Raw genomic sequence first — 13,718 nt, 5'->3', positions numbered from 1 at the left:
GACGGGACCGGCGGGACCGCGGGGACGACTGGAGCGCCCGGGACGCCCGGGACGTGCCCAGGACGTACCGGGGAAGCCCCTGCGGTCCCCCGCGGTCCGGCCGGATCACCCTGATCACGCCTTGTCGGCCTGCTGCACCAGCTGCTTCAGCTTGGCCGGGGTCATCGTCTGGTCCTCGTAGATGCTCTTCCCGTTCAGCAGGACCGTCGGGGTGCCGCTGAAGCCGCCGCCCTGGAAGGCCTTGTTGGACTTGGCGACCCAGCTGTTGTGCGTGCCGTCGTCGACGCACTTCTTGAACGTGCCGGTGGCGAGTCCTTCGACCTTGCCTGCCAGCTCGATCAGTTTGCCGTTCCGCGCGTACGCGTCGTCCGTCTCGGCGGGCTGGTTCTCGAACAGCACGTCGTGGTACGCGGGGAACTTCCCGGCGTCCTGGGCGCACGCCGCGGCGTTGGCCGCGTGTACGGAGCCGCTGCCTCCCATGTTCCCGTCGATCAGGGTCGCCAGGTGGTACTCGACCTTCAGCTGTCCGGAGTCCGTCAGCTCGTGGATCGTCGAGCGGTAGCCGTCCTCGAAGCTCTTGCAGGCCGGGCAGCGGAAGTCCTCCCACACGGTCAGGGTCGACTTCGCGCTCTCCTCGCCCACCGGGATGGCGAGGCTGTCGTCGCCCTTCGCCCCCGAGGGTGCCGTCAGCGGGCCCGCGGTGTCCGCCTTGTCCTTGCCCGAGTTCGCGGCGAGGACGCCGATCACCGCGGCCAGGCCCAGGACGCAGACGACCGCGCCGCCCACCACCAGGACCCGGCGTCGCTTGTCCGCCGTCCTCTGCTTGTCTCGCTCTTCCGCCAGCCGCTCGCGGGCGGTGCGCTTTCCCTCACGGTTCTTCTCGCTCACATCCCGCAGAACGAACCGGGGAGGCGCAACGCGCCTCCCCGGCCCCAGGTCCACCCGTTCGAGTGAGCGGATCGTTCAGGCCGTGCCGCGTACGCCCTTGGCCAGGTCGGCGGCGAGAGCGCGTACCGCGTCCAGGCCCGCGGCCTCGTCGGGGGCGTCCAGCATCAGCTTCACGAAGGCCGAACCGACGATGACGCCGTCGGCGAAGCCGGCGACCTCGGCCGCCTGTACGGCGTTCGAGACGCCGAGGCCGACACAGACCGGCAGGTCGGTGGTGGCCTTGGTGCGCCGGACGAGGTCCTGCGCCTGGGCGCCCACGGACGCGCGCGTGCCGGTGACTCCCATCAGCGAGGCCGCGTACACGAAGCCGGAGCCCGCCGCGGTGATGTCGGCGAGCCGGGCGTCCTTGCTGCTGGGCGCGACGACGAAGACGGTGGCGAGACCGTGCTTCTCGGCGTGCTCCCGCCACAGCGCGGACTCCTGCACGGGCAGGTCGGGCAGGATGCACCCGGCGCCGCCCGCCTCGGCCAGCTCCGCGGTGAAGCGCTCGACGCCGTAGCGGTCGATGGGGTTCCAGTACGTCATCACGAGCACCGGCTTCCCGGTCGCCTCGTACGCCTCGCGGACCGTGCGCATCACGTCGGCGATCCTGACGCCGCCGCGCAGGGCGATGTCGTCGGCGGTCTGGATGACGGGGCCGTCCAGGACGGGGTCGCTGTGCGGCAGCCCCACCTCGACGACGTCCGCGCCGCCGTCGAAGACGGCCTCGACCGCCGCGATGCCGCCGTCGACCGTGGGGAAGCCGGCGGGCAGGTACGCGATGAGCGCGGACCGTCCCGCCGCCTTCGCGGCGGCGAGGGTGTCACTCAACAGCTGGATGTTGCCGCTCACTTGGCGTCCCCCTCGATCTCGGCGGTGTCGCTGTCGGCGTCCGCCTCGACGACGGCGTCCGCCTCCGAGTCGTACAGACCGAAGTAGCGGGCGGCCGTGTCCATGTCCTTGTCGCCGCGGCCGGAGAGGTTGACGACGATCAGCCCGTCCGGGCCGAGTTCCCTGCCGACCTCCAGGGCGCCGGCCAGCGCGTGGGCGCTCTCGATCGCCGGGATGATGCCCTCGGTGCGGGAGAGCAGCCGCAGCGCCTGCATGGCCGCGTCGTCGGTGACGGCCCGGTACTCGCCCCGGCCGCTGTCCTTGAGGTAGGCGTGCTCGGGGCCGATGCCCGGGTAGTCGAGTCCGGCCGAGATCGAGTACGGCTCGGTGATCTGGCCCTCGTCGTCCTGGAGGACGTACGAGCGGGAGCCGTGCAGGATGCCCGGCTCGCCCGCGGTCAGCGTGGCGGCGTGCTCACCGGTCTCGATGCCGTGTCCGGCGGGCTCGCAGCCGATGAGGCGGACGTCCGCGTCGGGGATGAAGGCGTGGAAGAGGCCGATGGCGTTGGAGCCGCCGCCGACGCAGGCGACGGCCGCGTCGGGGAGGCGGCCCGCGCGCTCCAGGATCTGCCGCCGGGCCTCGACGCCGATGACGCGGTGGAAGTCGCGGACCATCGCGGGGAACGGGTGCGGGCCCGCGACCGTGCCGAACAGGTAGTGGGTGCGGTCGACGTTGGCGACCCAGTCGCGGAAGGCCTCGTTGATGGCGTCCTTCAGCGTCCGGCTGCCGGACTTCACCGCGATGACCTCGGCGCCGAGCATCCGCATCCGGGCCACGTTCAGGGCCTGCCGCCGAGTGTCGATCTCGCCCATGTAGATGGTGCATTCGAGGCCGAACAGCGCGCAGGCGGTGGCCGTGGCGACACCGTGCTGGCCCGCGCCGGTCTCGGCGATGACACGGGTCTTGCCCATGCGCCGGGTGAGCAGGGCCTGGCCGAGCACGTTGTTGATCTTGTGGGATCCGGTGTGGTTGAGGTCCTCCCGCTTCAGGAACACCCGGGCGCCACCGGCGTGTTCGGCGAAGCGCCGGACCTCGGTGAGGGAGCTGGGCCGGCCGGTGTAGTGGACGAGCAGGTCGTCCAGTTCCCGGGCGAACTCGGGGTCGGACTTGGCCTTGTCGTACTCGACGGCGACCTCGTCCACGGCGGCGACCAGCGCCTCCGGGATGAACTTGCCGCCGAACGCGCCGAAGTACCCCTCGGCGCTGGGCACCTGGCCCTCGGGGTCGGGAATGAAGAACTCACTGGACATGCGGTTACCTCGCAGGGGCGTCGGCCCCGGTCGACAGGTCGGATGACGGTCACGGGTGCGCCGTGTCCGCCGACGGCTCGCGGAATGCCGCATCGGGCCGGGACCGGCCGCAGGACGGCGTGCCGGGCTTCCGCTCCCGTCAGAGGGCGGGGCGGAGCCTGTCGGCGGTGGCGGCGGCCGTGGTGACGGCTGTGATCTCGGCTGTGGCGGTGGCGGCAGTGGTGGCGGTGGCGCGTACCCGCCCCGGCCATCGCATGCCGTTCACCTGGCCGGGCTCGTCGCCGATGACGTACCGCACCCGGCGTCCGTGCACGCGCCGCGCGGGCGCCCGGCAGCCACGCGGACGGCAGCCGCGGGCGAGCCGGGCGTAGGGGCCGCGGGCCACCGAGGGCACCGCGGCGGACCGTACACACGCCGGACCGCCGTCGGGGCGGGGGCCCGGACGAGTGGTGGCCGTGGCGAGCGGGCGGTCGGCGGGCATCGGGGGTGTCAGCCCCGTCCGTGCCGCAGCGCGGGGTGCGCGCCCGCGGCGACCAGGTCGGAGACGGCCGTCTTCGGGTCCCGGCCGGTCACCAGGGACTCACCGACCAGGACGGCGTCGGCCCCGGCGTTGGCGTAGGCGATGAGGTCGTGCGGCCCGCGCACACCGGACTCCGCGATCTTCACGATGTGGTCCGGGATCTCGGGTGCGACGCGCTCGAAGGTGTCGCGGTCGACCTTGAGGTCCTTGAGGTTGCGCGCGTTGACGCCGATGACCTTCGCCCCGGCGTCCACCGCCCGCTCGACCTCGTCCTCGTCGTGCACCTCGACGATCGGCGTGAGCCCGATGGACTCGGCGCGCTCGACGAGGGACTCCAGGGCGGGCTGGTCGAGGGCGGCCACGATGAGCAGCACCAGGTCCGCGCCGTACGCGCGGGCCTCCCACAGCTGGTACGACGTGACGATGAAGTCCTTGCGCAGCACCGGGATGTCGACCTTGGCCCGGACGGCCTCCAGGTCGGCCAGCGAGCCGCCGAAGCGGCGCTGCTCGGTGAGCACGGAGATGACGGCCGCGCCGCCCGCCTCGTAGTCCGCGGCGAGGGCGGCGGGGTCGGCGATCGCCGCGAGGGCGCCCTTGGACGGGCTGGAGCGCTTGACCTCGCAGATGACCTTGACGCCGTCGCCGCGCAGGGCCGCGACACCGTCCTTGGCAGGCCGGGCCTTCGCGGCGCGCTCCTTGAGCTCGTCGAGGCTGACGCGCGCCTGCCGCTCCGCGAGGTCGGCACGGACTCCGTCGATGATCTCGTCGAGCACACTCACGCGAGCGGCCCCCTTCCCTGACGGTGAACGGTTGAAGCTGGTCGAAGCTGTTCTGCGGCGACCCGGGTTCCGTCACGTCGGACGAAACCGGTGGTCACTGCGATGGTATCCGGAGGAGGACCAGGTCCTCACATCCGGTTGACGCCGGTCCCACTACCTGGACGTTCACTGTTTGATCAAGGGTGGAGCCAGCCACCGAACGGTAGGTTCCGGACAACGGTGAAGGCCAGGAGCAACACGCCCAGTGTCCACATCAGTGGCGTTCCGGGATCGATCCGTGTCGGCCGCCCGCGGATCGAGCGGGCCACCCAGAGCGTCCACAGCACGGCGAAGGCGAGGTAGCCGAGCACCGCGGGCGCGTTGGCGCCGAGGGCCGTCCCGAGGTCGCCGTGCACGACGGCGTGGGCGCTGCGCAGTCCGCCGCAGCCGGGGCAGTACAGGCCGGTGTACTGGTACAGCGGGCAGGCGGGGTAGTGCCCGGGTTCGTTCGGGTCGACGGTGCCCACATAGGCGAAGGCGCCGACGACGGCCACGAGGATCCCGCCGGGCACGGCCAGTCTTCGCGACACGGATCCGGGGTGGGGCGCGGCCTGGGGTTCGGCGTTCACCTGTCGCATTCTGCCGCGCCGGGGCGAACGGCGCACACAGGCGGGCTCCGGAGCTCACCCGTGTGTGCCGTGGTGCCGCGGCGCTGCGGTGCTGTCCGGTCAGCTCTCGGCCGACGCCACCTGGGCGGCCGGGCGGGTGCTCTTCGGCTGGCCGAGGCCCGCCGCGCGCATGGCCATGCCGACCACGCCACCGAGGACGACGATGACCATTCCGGCCCAGAAGCCCAGCGGGTTGGCCATCACCATGAAGGCACCGGAGACACAGAAACCGATGAAGGCGATGATGACACCGGTCCAGGCGGCCGGGGTGTGACCGTGGCTGCTGCCCGCCATGACTTGCTCCTCGTTGCTGTAAGTGATTGAGCCGAACGCTCCCCACCATTGTCCCGCACCCCCGACCCACCTCTGCCCCGGGGGTACCACCGCCCAGGGCCACCGGTTCAGGAGCCCGGGTTCAGGGCCACGGATCAAGGGGCGCGGGGAACGGCGCGATCTCCAGGGGCGCGGGGAACGGCGCGGTCTTTTGCCTTCAGGGGCGCGGGGAACGGCGCGACAAGCCCCCACCGAACCCGCAGCCGAGCGGAGCGCTCACGCTCCGGTGGGGTCCTCGCCCCGGTCCAGCGCCTTCCAGATCTCCTCCGGCCGGTCGGGATCGACCGGTGCCCGAGCCCGCCGCACCCGCGGCGTCCCGTCCCGCTCGTACCGCCCCGACATGGTCGGCCACAGCCTCCCGTACCGCAGCGCGAGCAGCCCCGCGAGCAGCAGCAGCAGACCGCCCACCGCGGCCACGTACGGCCAGCCGGTGTGCGTCATGGTGTCCACGGTCGCGGCGGTGTCCCCGGTCGCCTCGGCGGCCTTCTCGTCGAGCGCGGAGCTGTCGGAGAGACCGAGCAGCGCGGCGGCGATCGTGCCCGCGCCGGAGAGCGCGAGGAGCCCGGCGACCAGGAAGCGGCCGGCCCGGCGGACGGCGAAGACGGCGACGAGGGAGGCGAGTGCCACGATCGCCAGGGAGGCGGGGACGCCCGTGACATCGCTGCCGTCGGCGCTCAGCGGGAAGTCGCCGCCGGCCACGGTCGCGGTGCCGGCCGACCAGCCACGCCGGGTGGCGAGCAGCACGACGGCCGCGCCGAGCGCGCCCGACAACAGGGCCAGGGCGAGACTTCGGCGGCCGGACCGTTCGGGTCCGGGGGCTTCGGATCGGGGGTGCGGTACGGCAGTCACGTACCCCACTATCGCCTGAACTCCGGGCGAACCGTCACCCGGGTTCACGTGACCCGCGTCGCACTGTCCACGTATATCCGATTCCTGCCGTCCTATCGCCGCCCTATCGCCGCCTGATCGCCGTCCGATCGCGGCCCTGTCGGCCTACCGGCCCAGCCGGTTGGCCGTGTGGACCGCGCGGAGGACCGCCGCCGCCTTGTTGCGGCACTCGGTGTCCTCGGCGACGGGGTCCGAGTCGGCGACGACCCCGGCGCCCGCCTGTACGTACGCCGTGCCGTCGCGCAGCAGGGCCGTACGGATGGCGATGGCGGTGTCGGAGTCGCCCGCGAAGTCGAGGTAGCCGACGCAGCCGCCGTACAGGCCGCGCCGTGAGGGCTCCAGTTCGTCGATGATCTGCATCGCGCGGGGCTTGGGGGCGCCGGAGAGGGTGCCCGCGGGGAAGCAGGCGGTCAGTACGTCGAAAGCGGTACGGCCCTCGGCGACCTTGCCGGTGACCGTCGACACGATGTGCATGACGTGCGAGTAGCGCTCGATGGACATGAAGTCGACGACCTCCACGGAGCCGGGCCGGCAGACCCGTCCCAGGTCGTTGCGGCCCAGGTCGACGAGCATCAGGTGCTCGGCGCGTTCCTTGGGGTCGGAGATCAGCTCGTCGGCGAGGGCCTGGTCCTCCTGGACCGTGGCGCCGCGCGGCCGGGTGCCCGCGATGGGGTGGACCATCGCCTGCCCGTCCTCGACCTTGACCAGGGCCTCCGGGGAGGAGCCCACGACGTCGAAGCCGTCGAACCGGAAGAGGTACATGTACGGGGACGGGTTGGTCGCCCGCAGCACCCGGTAGACGTCCAGCGCGCTCGCCGTGCACGGCGTCTCGAAGCGCTGGGACGGCACGACCTGGAAGGCCTCGCCCGCCCGGATGCGTTCCTTGATGTCGTCGACGGCGACCTGGTAGTCGGGGCCGCCCCACAGCGCGGTGTACTCCGGGAGTTCGGACGGCGGGAGCGCGGCCGGGGGCTGCGAGACGGACCGTGAGAGGTCGGCCTGCATGGCGTCGAGGCGGGCCACGGCGTCGTGGTAGGCCTCGTCGACGCCCGAGTCGAGGTCGTTGTGGTTGATCGCGTTGGCGATCAGCAGGACCGAGCCGTCCCAGTGGTCGAGGACCGCGAGGTCGCTGGTGAGCAGCATGGTCAGCTCGGGCAGTTCGAGGTCGTCGCGCTCACCGGGGCCGATGTTCTCCAGGCGGCGCACGATGTCGTACCCGAGGTAGCCGACCATGCCGCCGGTGAACGGGGGCAGCCCGGACGGTCCGGACGCGTCGGAGCCGTCGACGAGGTCGTGCGGCGTGTGGAGGGCCTCGATGGTGGCGCGCAGGGCCGCGAGGGGGTCGCCGTCGGTCGGGACCCCGACGGGCGGGGTGCCCAGCCAGTGCGCCTGGCCGTCGCGCGCGGTGAGGGTGGCGGCCGAGCGGACGCCCACGAAGGAGTAGCGGGACCAGGTGCGGCCGTTCTCCGCGGACTCCAGGAGGAAGGTGCCGGGGCGCTCGTCGGCGAGCTTGCGGTAGAGCGCGACGGGCGTGTCGCCGTCCGCGAGGAGCTTGCGGCTGACGGGGACGACACGCCGGTCGGTGGCCAGTTTGCGGAAGGTCTCGAGGTCCATGGCGGCTGACCTTACTGATCCACTGCCGGTACGCCGGAATCGGCGTCCCCGGCCGGCCCGTCGAGGAGCGGGTCGGCGTCGAAGCAGGTGCGGTCGCCGGTGTGGCAGGCCGCGCCGACCTGGTCGACCTTGACCAGCACGGTGTCGGCGTCGCAGTCCAGGGCGACGGACTTGACCCATTGGAAGTGGCCGGAGGTGTCGCCCTTGACCCAGTACTCCTGGCGGCTGCGCGACCAGTAGGTGCACCGGCCGGTCGTCAGAGTGCGATGCAGCGCCTCGTCGTCCATCCAGCCGAGCATGAGCACCTCACCGGTGTCGTACTGCTGGGCGATGGCGGGTACGAGCCCGTCGGCGCCGCGCTTGAGGCGGGCGGCGATCTCGGGATCCAGGCCGCTGGGTGTGCTGGGCGTGGGCGTGCTGGTCATGGCGCCCATTGTGCCGCGCCGGCCGCGCCCGCCCGGACGGCGTCCACTGGGTGAACGGGATGCCCGAAGAAGTGGGCGGAGCGCGAGGGCGGTCGTAGGCTGGCAGACATGTCGACCCATGCCAAGCGTGAACGACTTCTCCTCGCCGACCTGTTGGAGGCCGAGGGACCGGACGCCCCCACTCTGTGCGAGGGCTGGAACACCCGTGATCTCGCCGCCCACGTCGTGGTGCGCGAGCGCCGCCCGGACGCGGCCGGCGGCATCCTCGTCAAACAGCTCGCGGCCCGTCTGGAGCGGGTGATGGCGGAGTTCGCCGCGAAGCCGTACGAGGAGCTGATCCAGCTGATCCGTACGGGGCCGCCGCGCTTCTCGCCGTTCTCCCTCAAGCAGATCGACGAGGCGTCGAACGCGATCGAGTTCTACGTCCACACGGAGGACGTGCGCCGGGCCCGGCCCGACTGGGTTCCGCGGGTGCTCGACCCGGTCTTCCAGGACGCCCTCTGGTCCCGCCTGGAGCGATCGGCCCGGCTGATGGGCCGCGGCGCGCCCACCGGCCTGGTCCTGCGCCGCCCGGACGGGCAGACGGCCGTCGCGCACCGGGGCACCCCCGTGGTCACGGTCACCGGCGAACCCTCCGAGCTGGTCGTCTTCGCCCACGGCCGGCAGAGCGTGGCGGACGTGGAGGTGGACGGCGACAAGGACGCGATCGCCAAGCTCCAGGAGACGAAACAGCTGGGCCTGTAGCCCGCCCGGACCCCTCCGCGACCACGCACACGGCGAAGGGCACACGAAAACCACCACCCGACACAGCGGCAGCGGAGCCCCGCTGCCCGCGTACGGTGCCGGGGCTCTCACCAGTACGCCCAGAGCGTCGCCCCAAGTGTCGACGCGGTGTCACCGCACGGGATGTCCCGCTGCCCGCAGCGCCTGCTTCACCTCGCCGATCCGCAGGTCTCCGAAGTGGAAGACCGACGCGGCCAGCACGGCGTCCGCGCCCGCGGTGACCGCCGGCGGGAAGTCGGTCAGGCGGCCGGCGCCGCCGGAGGCGATGACCGGGACCGAGACGTGGGCCCGGACGGCTTCGATCATCTCGATGTCGTAGCCGTCCTTGGTGCCGTCGGCGTCCATCGAGTTGAGCAGGATCTCGCCCGCGCCCAGTTCGGCGGCCCGGTGCGCCCACTCCACGGCGTCGATGCCGGTGCCCTTGCGGCCGCCGTGGGTGGTCACCTCGAAGGTGCCCTCGGAGGTCCTGCGCGCGTCCACCGACAGGACCAGCACCTGCCGGCCGAACCGCTCCGCGATCTCGCGGATCAGCTCGGGGCGGGCGATGGCGGCCGTGTTGACGCCGACCTTGTCCGCGCCGGCCCGCAGCAGCTTGTCCACGTCCTCGGCGGTGCGCACGCCGCCGCCCACCGTGAGCGGGATGAACACCTGCTCGGCGGTGCGGCGCACCACGTCGTAGGTGGTCTCGCGGTTGCCGGAGGACGCGGTGATGTCCAGGAACGTCAGCTCGTCGGCGCCCTCGGCGTCGTACACCTTGGCCATCTCGACGGGGTCGCCCGCGTCGCGCAGGTTCTGGAAGTTGACGCCCTTGACGACCCGGCCGTTGTCGACGTCCAGGCAGGGGATCACACGTACGGCCAGGGTCATGACTGGGATGCCTCTCGGTACGCCTCCACCTCGACCTCGACCACCAGACCGGGGTCCACGAAACCGGAGACGATGATCATCGATGCCGCGGGCCTGACCGCGTCGAACAGCTCCTTGTGGGCGCGTCCGATGTCCTCCACGTCACGGGCGTGCGTGACGTACATACGGGTACGGACGACGTGTTCGCGGCCCAGACCCAGCTGTGCCAGGGCCGACAGGGCGACGTTGAACGAGTTGACGGCCTGCTCGTAGGGGTCGCCCCCGACGATCTCGCCGTCCACCACGGAGGTGCACCCGGAGACCAGCACCAGACCGTTCGGCAGCTCCACCGCGCGGGAGTAGCCGAAGGCCTCCTCCCAGGGCGCGCCGGTGGTGACGCGTCGCAGGGCGCTCACGCGGACACCGCCGCCAGGGCCTCTTCCAGCGTGAACGCCTCGGCGTACAGCGCCTTTCCGACGATGGCGCCCTCGACGCCGAGGGACACGAGCTCCGCGATGGCGCGGAGGTCGTCCAGCGAGGACACGCCTCCGGAGGCGACCACGGGCCGGTCCGTCGCCGCGCAGACGTTCTTCAGGAGCTCCAGGTTGGGGCCCTGGAGCGTGCCATCCTTGGCGATGTCCGTGACGACGTACCGCGCGCAGCCCTCCTTGTCGAGGCGCTCCAGCGTCTCGTAGAGGTCGCCGCCGTCCCGGGTCCAGCCGCGGCCGCGCAGCGTGGTGCCGCGGACGTCGAGGCCGACCGCGACCCTGTCGCCGTGCTCGGCGATGATCTTCGCGACCCACTCGGGGGTCTCCAGGGCCGCGGTGCCGAGGTTCACGCGGGTGCAGCCGGTGGCGAGGGCCGCGGCGAGCGTGTCGTCGTCGCGGATGCCGCCGGACAGCTCCACCTTGATGTCCATGGCGCCGGCGACCTCGGCGATCAGCGCGCGGTTGTCGCCCGTGCCGAACGCGGCGTCCAGGTCCACCAGGTGCAGCCACTCGGCGCCCGACCGCTGCCAGGCGAGAGCCGCCTCCAGGGGGGAACCGTACGAGGTCTCGCTGCCGGACTCGCCGTGCACGAGCCGGACGGCCTGGCCGTCACGGACGTCGACGGCTGGGAGGAGTTCGAGCTTGGCCATGGTCTACAGGGTTCCGATCCAGTTGGTGAGGAGCTGCGCTCCGGCGTCGCCGGACTTCTCGGGGTGGAACTGGGTGGCCCACAGGGCGCCGTTCTCGACGGCCGACACGAAGGGCTTGCCGTGGGTGGACCAGGTGACGAGGGGTGAGCGCATCGCCGGGTTCGCGGTTTCGAGGGACCAGTCGTGGACGGCGTACGAGTGGACGAAGTAGAAGCGCGCGTCGGCGTCGAGGCCGGCGAAGAGTTGCGTGCCGGCCGGCGGCTCGACGGTGTTCCAGCCCATGTGGGGCACGATCTCGGCCTGGAGCGGCTCGACCGATCCGGGCCACTCGTCGAGGCCCTCGGTCTCGACGCCGTGCTCGATGCCGCGCTCGAAGAGGATCTGCATACCGACGCAGATGCCCATGACCGGGCGGCCGCCGGCGAGGCGACGGCCGACGATCCAGTCGCCGCGCGCCTCCTTCAGGCCCCGCATGCAGGCGGCGAAGGCGCCGACGCCCGGGACCAGGAGCCCGTCCGCGTTCATGGCCGTGTCGAAGTCGCGCGTTATCTCGACCTCGGCGCCCGCGCGCGCGAGTGCGCGTTCGGCGGACCTGACGTTCCCGAAGCCGTAGTCGAAGACGACCACTCGTTTCGAGGAGCTTCGTTTCGAAGGGGTACTCAATTCCACACCTCCAGCCGCATGACGCCTGCCACGAGGCACATCGCTGCGCCGATCGACAACAACACGATGAGGCTCTTGGGCATCTCCTGCTTGACGAAGGAGTAGATGCCTCCGAGCAGGAAGAGCCCGACGACGATCAGTACCGCGGAGAGGCCGCTCATGGCTTTACAGCGCACCCTTCGTGGAGGGAAGAATGCCCGCCGCGCGCGGGTCGCGCTCGGAGGCGTACCGCAGGGCCCGCGCGAGGGCCTTGAACTGGCACTCCACGATGTGGTGCGCGTTGCGCCCGTAGGGCACGTGGACGTGCAGGGCGATCTGCGCCTGAGCGACGAAGGACTCCAGGATGTGCCGGGTCATCGTCGTGTCGTACTCGCCGATCATCGGCGCCATCTTCTCGGGCTCGGTGTGCACGAGGTAGGGGCGTCCGGACAGGTCGACGGTCACCTGGGCGAGCGACTCGTCCAGCGGGACGGTGCAGTTGCCGAAGCGGTAGATGCCCACCTTGTCGCCGAGCGCCTGCTTGAAGGCGCCGCCCAGCGCGAGGGCGGTGTCCTCGATGGTGTGGTGCGAGTCGATGTGCAGGTCGCCCTCGGTCTTCACCGTCAGGTCGAACAGACCGTGCCGGCCGAGCTGGTCGAGCATGTGGTCGTAGAAGCCGACGCCTGTCGACACATCGACCTTTCCGCTGCCGTCGAGATCGATCTCGACGACGACGGACGTCTCCTTGGTGTTCCGTTCGACACGGCCTACGCGGCTCATGCGTTCTGCTCCTTCGGGTCCTTCGAGGGTGTGGGGGCGGACCCCACGGATGAGGTGGCCCCCATGGATGTCGGCAGCTCACGGGCGGCGTCACCGGCCACTTCACGGGCCACTTCGCCGGCCACTTCACGGGCCGCGTCGAGGAACGCGTCGTTCTCGGCGGGGGTGCCTGCGGTGACCCGCAGCCAGCCCGGCACTCCGTTGTCCCGGACCAGGACGCCCCGGTCGAGAATCCGCCGCCAGGCCTCGTGGGAGCCGCTCTCGCCGTCGAACCGGCCGAACTGGACGAAGTTGGCGTCGGACTCGGTCACCTGGAAGCCCAGCGAGCGCAGCTCCACGACCAGCCGGTCCCGCTCCGCCTTCAGCTGCTCGACATAGCCCAGCAGGGTGTCGGTGTGCTCCAGGGCGGCCAGCGCGGTCGCCTGGGTGACGGCCGACAGGTGGTACGGCAGCCGTACGAGCTGGACGGCGTCCACGACCGCGGGGTGGGCGGCGAGATAGCCGAGGCGCAGCCCCGCCGCGCCGAACGCCTTCGACATCGTGCGGGAGACGACGAGATTCGGCCGATCTTCGAGCAGCGGCAGCAGCGATTCGCCGTGGCTGAACTCGACGTACGCCTCGTCGACGACGACGATCGCCCCGGCGGTCGCGGCCCTGGCCGCCTGCGCCGCCTCGTACAGGGCGAGGACCGTGGCGGGCGGAACCGCGTTGCCCGTGGGGTTGTTGGGGGTCGTGATGAACACGACGTCGGGCCGGTGCTCGGCGATCGCCTGCTCGGCGGCGGCGAGGTCGATCGTGAAGTCGTCGTTGCGGGGCCCGGAGATCCAGCCGGTGCCCGTGCCGCGCGAGATCAGGGCGTGCATCGAGTACGAGGGCTCGAAGCCGATCGCGGTGCGGCCGGGCCCGCCGAAGGTCTGGAGCAGTTGCTGGATCACTTCGTTCGAGCCGTTGGCCGCCCAGACGTTCTCGACGCCGACCACGGACCTGCCGGTCTTCGTCAGGTAGGCGGCCAGTTCGGTGCGCAGCTCCACCGCGTCCCGGTCGGGGTAGCGGTTGAGGTGGCGGGCGGCCTCGCGCACCCGCTCGGTGATCCGCTCGACGAGCGCTTCGGGCAGCGGGTACGGATTCTCGTTGGTGTTGAGCCGTACGGGGACGTCGAGCTGGGGCGCGCCGTACGGGGACTTGCCGCGCAGCTCGTCACGGACGGGCAGGTCGTCGATGCCGAAGCCGCGGCCGGCGGCCCCGGCGGCGCCGC

The 13,718-nt window shown here is 71.8% G+C and carries 17 protein-coding genes and 1 pseudogene; 1 reads left to right on the top strand and 17 read right to left on the bottom strand.

Translation table 11 applies throughout. The annotated features are described in order from the left end of the window. Window positions 1-114: 114 nt before the first annotated feature. From ACLVWQ_RS30575 to hisI, 10 genes are all read right to left on the bottom strand, one after another. Window positions 115-888, bottom strand: a complete 774-nt coding sequence (locus tag ACLVWQ_RS30575; RefSeq protein ID WP_414112466.1) for a DsbA family protein — start codon at window positions 886-888, stop codon at window positions 115-117. Window positions 889-963: 75 nt separating this feature from the next. Then, window positions 964-1,779, bottom strand: coding sequence for a tryptophan synthase subunit alpha (trpA, locus tag ACLVWQ_RS30570; RefSeq protein ID WP_414112465.1), 816 nt, complete (start codon window positions 1,777-1,779; stop codon window positions 964-966). Then, a complete protein-coding gene (trpB, locus tag ACLVWQ_RS30565) occupies window positions 1,776-3,068 on the bottom strand; it encodes a tryptophan synthase subunit beta (protein WP_414112464.1) in 1,293 nt (430 codons plus the stop codon). The genes trpA and trpB overlap by 4 nt, the downstream gene beginning before the upstream one ends. 139 nt (window positions 3,069-3,207) lie before the next feature. Then, window positions 3,208-3,549, bottom strand: coding sequence for a tryptophan biosynthesis modulator TrpM (gene trpM / locus ACLVWQ_RS30560; RefSeq protein ID WP_414112463.1), 342 nt, complete (start codon window positions 3,547-3,549; stop codon window positions 3,208-3,210). Between the two features lie 8 nt (window positions 3,550-3,557). Beyond that, entirely contained in the window at window positions 3,558-4,367 is an 810-nt protein-coding gene (trpC, locus tag ACLVWQ_RS30555) for an indole-3-glycerol phosphate synthase TrpC (RefSeq protein WP_414112462.1), read from the bottom strand. A 176-nt stretch (window positions 4,368-4,543) separates the two neighbouring features. Next, the gene (locus ACLVWQ_RS30550) at window positions 4,544-4,984 is read right to left on the bottom strand and encodes a DUF2752 domain-containing protein (protein ID WP_414112461.1); all 441 of its coding nucleotides are present in this window, start codon (window positions 4,982-4,984) and stop codon (window positions 4,544-4,546) included. 90 nt (window positions 4,985-5,074) lie between these two features. Beyond that, window positions 5,075-5,308: an HGxxPAAW family protein gene (locus ACLVWQ_RS30545; RefSeq protein ID WP_414112460.1), complete on the bottom strand. Its 234-nt coding sequence runs from the start codon at window positions 5,306-5,308 to the stop codon at window positions 5,075-5,077. A 255-nt stretch (window positions 5,309-5,563) separates the two neighbouring features. Continuing rightward, window positions 5,564-6,205 carry a TIGR02234 family membrane protein gene (locus ACLVWQ_RS30540; protein WP_414112459.1) on the bottom strand — a complete coding sequence of 214 codons (642 nt, stop codon included), beginning with the start codon at window positions 6,203-6,205 and terminating at the stop codon, window positions 5,564-5,566. A 135-nt stretch (window positions 6,206-6,340) separates the two neighbouring features. Next, window positions 6,341-7,849, bottom strand: coding sequence for an anthranilate synthase component I (locus ACLVWQ_RS30535; RefSeq protein WP_414112458.1), 1,509 nt, complete (start codon window positions 7,847-7,849; stop codon window positions 6,341-6,343). 11 nt (window positions 7,850-7,860) lie between these two features. After that, a complete protein-coding gene (gene hisI, locus ACLVWQ_RS30530; protein ID WP_414112457.1) occupies window positions 7,861-8,274 on the bottom strand; it encodes a phosphoribosyl-AMP cyclohydrolase in 414 nt (137 codons plus the stop codon). A 108-nt stretch (window positions 8,275-8,382) separates the two neighbouring features. On the opposite strand from hisI, the gene ACLVWQ_RS30525 reads away from it, so the two are divergent. Next, the gene (locus ACLVWQ_RS30525; RefSeq protein WP_414112456.1) at window positions 8,383-9,018 is read left to right on the top strand and encodes a TIGR03085 family metal-binding protein; all 636 of its coding nucleotides are present in this window, start codon (window positions 8,383-8,385) and stop codon (window positions 9,016-9,018) included. Window positions 9,019-9,168: 150 nt separating this feature from the next. On the opposite strand, the gene hisF is transcribed toward ACLVWQ_RS30525, so the two are convergent. The 7 genes and pseudogenes from hisF to ACLVWQ_RS30490 form a co-directional block, all read right to left on the bottom strand. Continuing rightward, on the bottom strand, window positions 9,169-9,924 hold the full coding sequence (hisF, locus tag ACLVWQ_RS30520; protein ID WP_414112455.1) for an imidazole glycerol phosphate synthase subunit HisF: 756 nt from the start codon (window positions 9,922-9,924) through the stop codon (window positions 9,169-9,171). Beyond that, window positions 9,921-10,319 (bottom strand): RidA family protein, encoded by a 399-nt coding sequence (locus ACLVWQ_RS30515; RefSeq protein WP_414112454.1) that lies wholly within the window; start codon window positions 10,317-10,319, stop codon window positions 9,921-9,923. Before ACLVWQ_RS30515 ends, hisF begins: the two co-directional genes overlap by 4 nt. After that, window positions 10,316-11,041 (bottom strand): bifunctional 1-(5-phosphoribosyl)-5-((5-phosphoribosylamino)methylideneamino)imidazole-4-carboxamide isomerase/phosphoribosylanthranilate isomerase PriA, encoded by a 726-nt coding sequence (priA, locus tag ACLVWQ_RS30510; protein WP_414112453.1) that lies wholly within the window; start codon window positions 11,039-11,041, stop codon window positions 10,316-10,318. The genes ACLVWQ_RS30515 and priA overlap by 4 nt, the downstream gene beginning before the upstream one ends. A gap of 3 nt (window positions 11,042-11,044) precedes the next feature. Next, a complete protein-coding gene (gene hisH, locus ACLVWQ_RS30505; protein ID WP_414112452.1) occupies window positions 11,045-11,704 on the bottom strand; it encodes an imidazole glycerol phosphate synthase subunit HisH in 660 nt (219 codons plus the stop codon). After that, the gene (locus ACLVWQ_RS30500) at window positions 11,701-11,865 is read right to left on the bottom strand and encodes a hypothetical protein (RefSeq protein WP_414112451.1); all 165 of its coding nucleotides are present in this window, start codon (window positions 11,863-11,865) and stop codon (window positions 11,701-11,703) included. The genes hisH and ACLVWQ_RS30500 overlap by 4 nt, the downstream gene beginning before the upstream one ends. A gap of 4 nt (window positions 11,866-11,869) precedes the next feature. Further along, window positions 11,870-12,463: an imidazoleglycerol-phosphate dehydratase HisB gene (gene hisB, locus ACLVWQ_RS30495; protein ID WP_055518513.1), complete on the bottom strand. Its 594-nt coding sequence runs from the start codon at window positions 12,461-12,463 to the stop codon at window positions 11,870-11,872. Window positions 12,464-12,576: 113 nt separating this feature from the next. Continuing rightward, window positions 12,577-13,683: pseudogene (locus ACLVWQ_RS30490) on the bottom strand (histidinol-phosphate transaminase); the annotation flags it as partial. Window positions 13,684-13,718: the final 35 nt, after the last annotated feature.

It is taken from the genome of Streptomyces sp. CWNU-52B (genome assembly GCF_047444975.1).
GTDB lineage: Bacteria > Actinomycetota > Actinomycetes > Streptomycetales > Streptomycetaceae > Streptomyces.
The sequence above is the reverse complement of the archived record's forward strand: the minus strand, read 5'-3'. Positions and strand labels throughout refer to the sequence as shown.

Excerpts from the sequence above, each read along its gene's own strand:
- priA (WP_414112453.1), bottom strand. The coding sequence starts at position 11,041 with ATGGCCAAGCTCGAACTCCTCCCAGCCGTCGACGTCCGTGACGGCCAG.
- ACLVWQ_RS30500 (WP_414112451.1), bottom strand. The coding sequence starts at position 11,865 with ATGAGCGGCCTCTCCGCGGTACTGATCGTCGTCGGGCTCTTCCTGCTC.
- ACLVWQ_RS30550 (WP_414112461.1), bottom strand. The coding sequence starts at position 4,984 with ATGCGACAGGTGAACGCCGAACCCCAGGCCGCGCCCCACCCCGGATCC.
- hisI (WP_414112457.1), bottom strand. The coding sequence starts at position 8,274 with ATGACCAGCACGCCCACGCCCAGCACACCCAGCGGCCTGGATCCCGAG.
- hisF (WP_414112455.1), bottom strand. The coding sequence starts at position 9,924 with ATGACCCTGGCCGTACGTGTGATCCCCTGCCTGGACGTCGACAACGGC.
- trpM (WP_414112463.1), bottom strand. The coding sequence starts at position 3,549 with ATGCCCGCCGACCGCCCGCTCGCCACGGCCACCACTCGTCCGGGCCCC.
- trpB (WP_414112464.1), bottom strand. The coding sequence starts at position 3,068 with ATGTCCAGTGAGTTCTTCATTCCCGACCCCGAGGGCCAGGTGCCCAGC.
- ACLVWQ_RS30535 (WP_414112458.1), bottom strand. The coding sequence starts at position 7,849 with ATGGACCTCGAGACCTTCCGCAAACTGGCCACCGACCGGCGTGTCGTC.
- ACLVWQ_RS30545 (WP_414112460.1), bottom strand. The coding sequence starts at position 5,308 with ATGGCGGGCAGCAGCCACGGTCACACCCCGGCCGCCTGGACCGGTGTC.
- ACLVWQ_RS30525 (WP_414112456.1), top strand. The coding sequence starts at position 8,383 with ATGTCGACCCATGCCAAGCGTGAACGACTTCTCCTCGCCGACCTGTTG.
- hisB (WP_055518513.1), bottom strand. The coding sequence starts at position 12,463 with ATGAGCCGCGTAGGCCGTGTCGAACGGAACACCAAGGAGACGTCCGTC.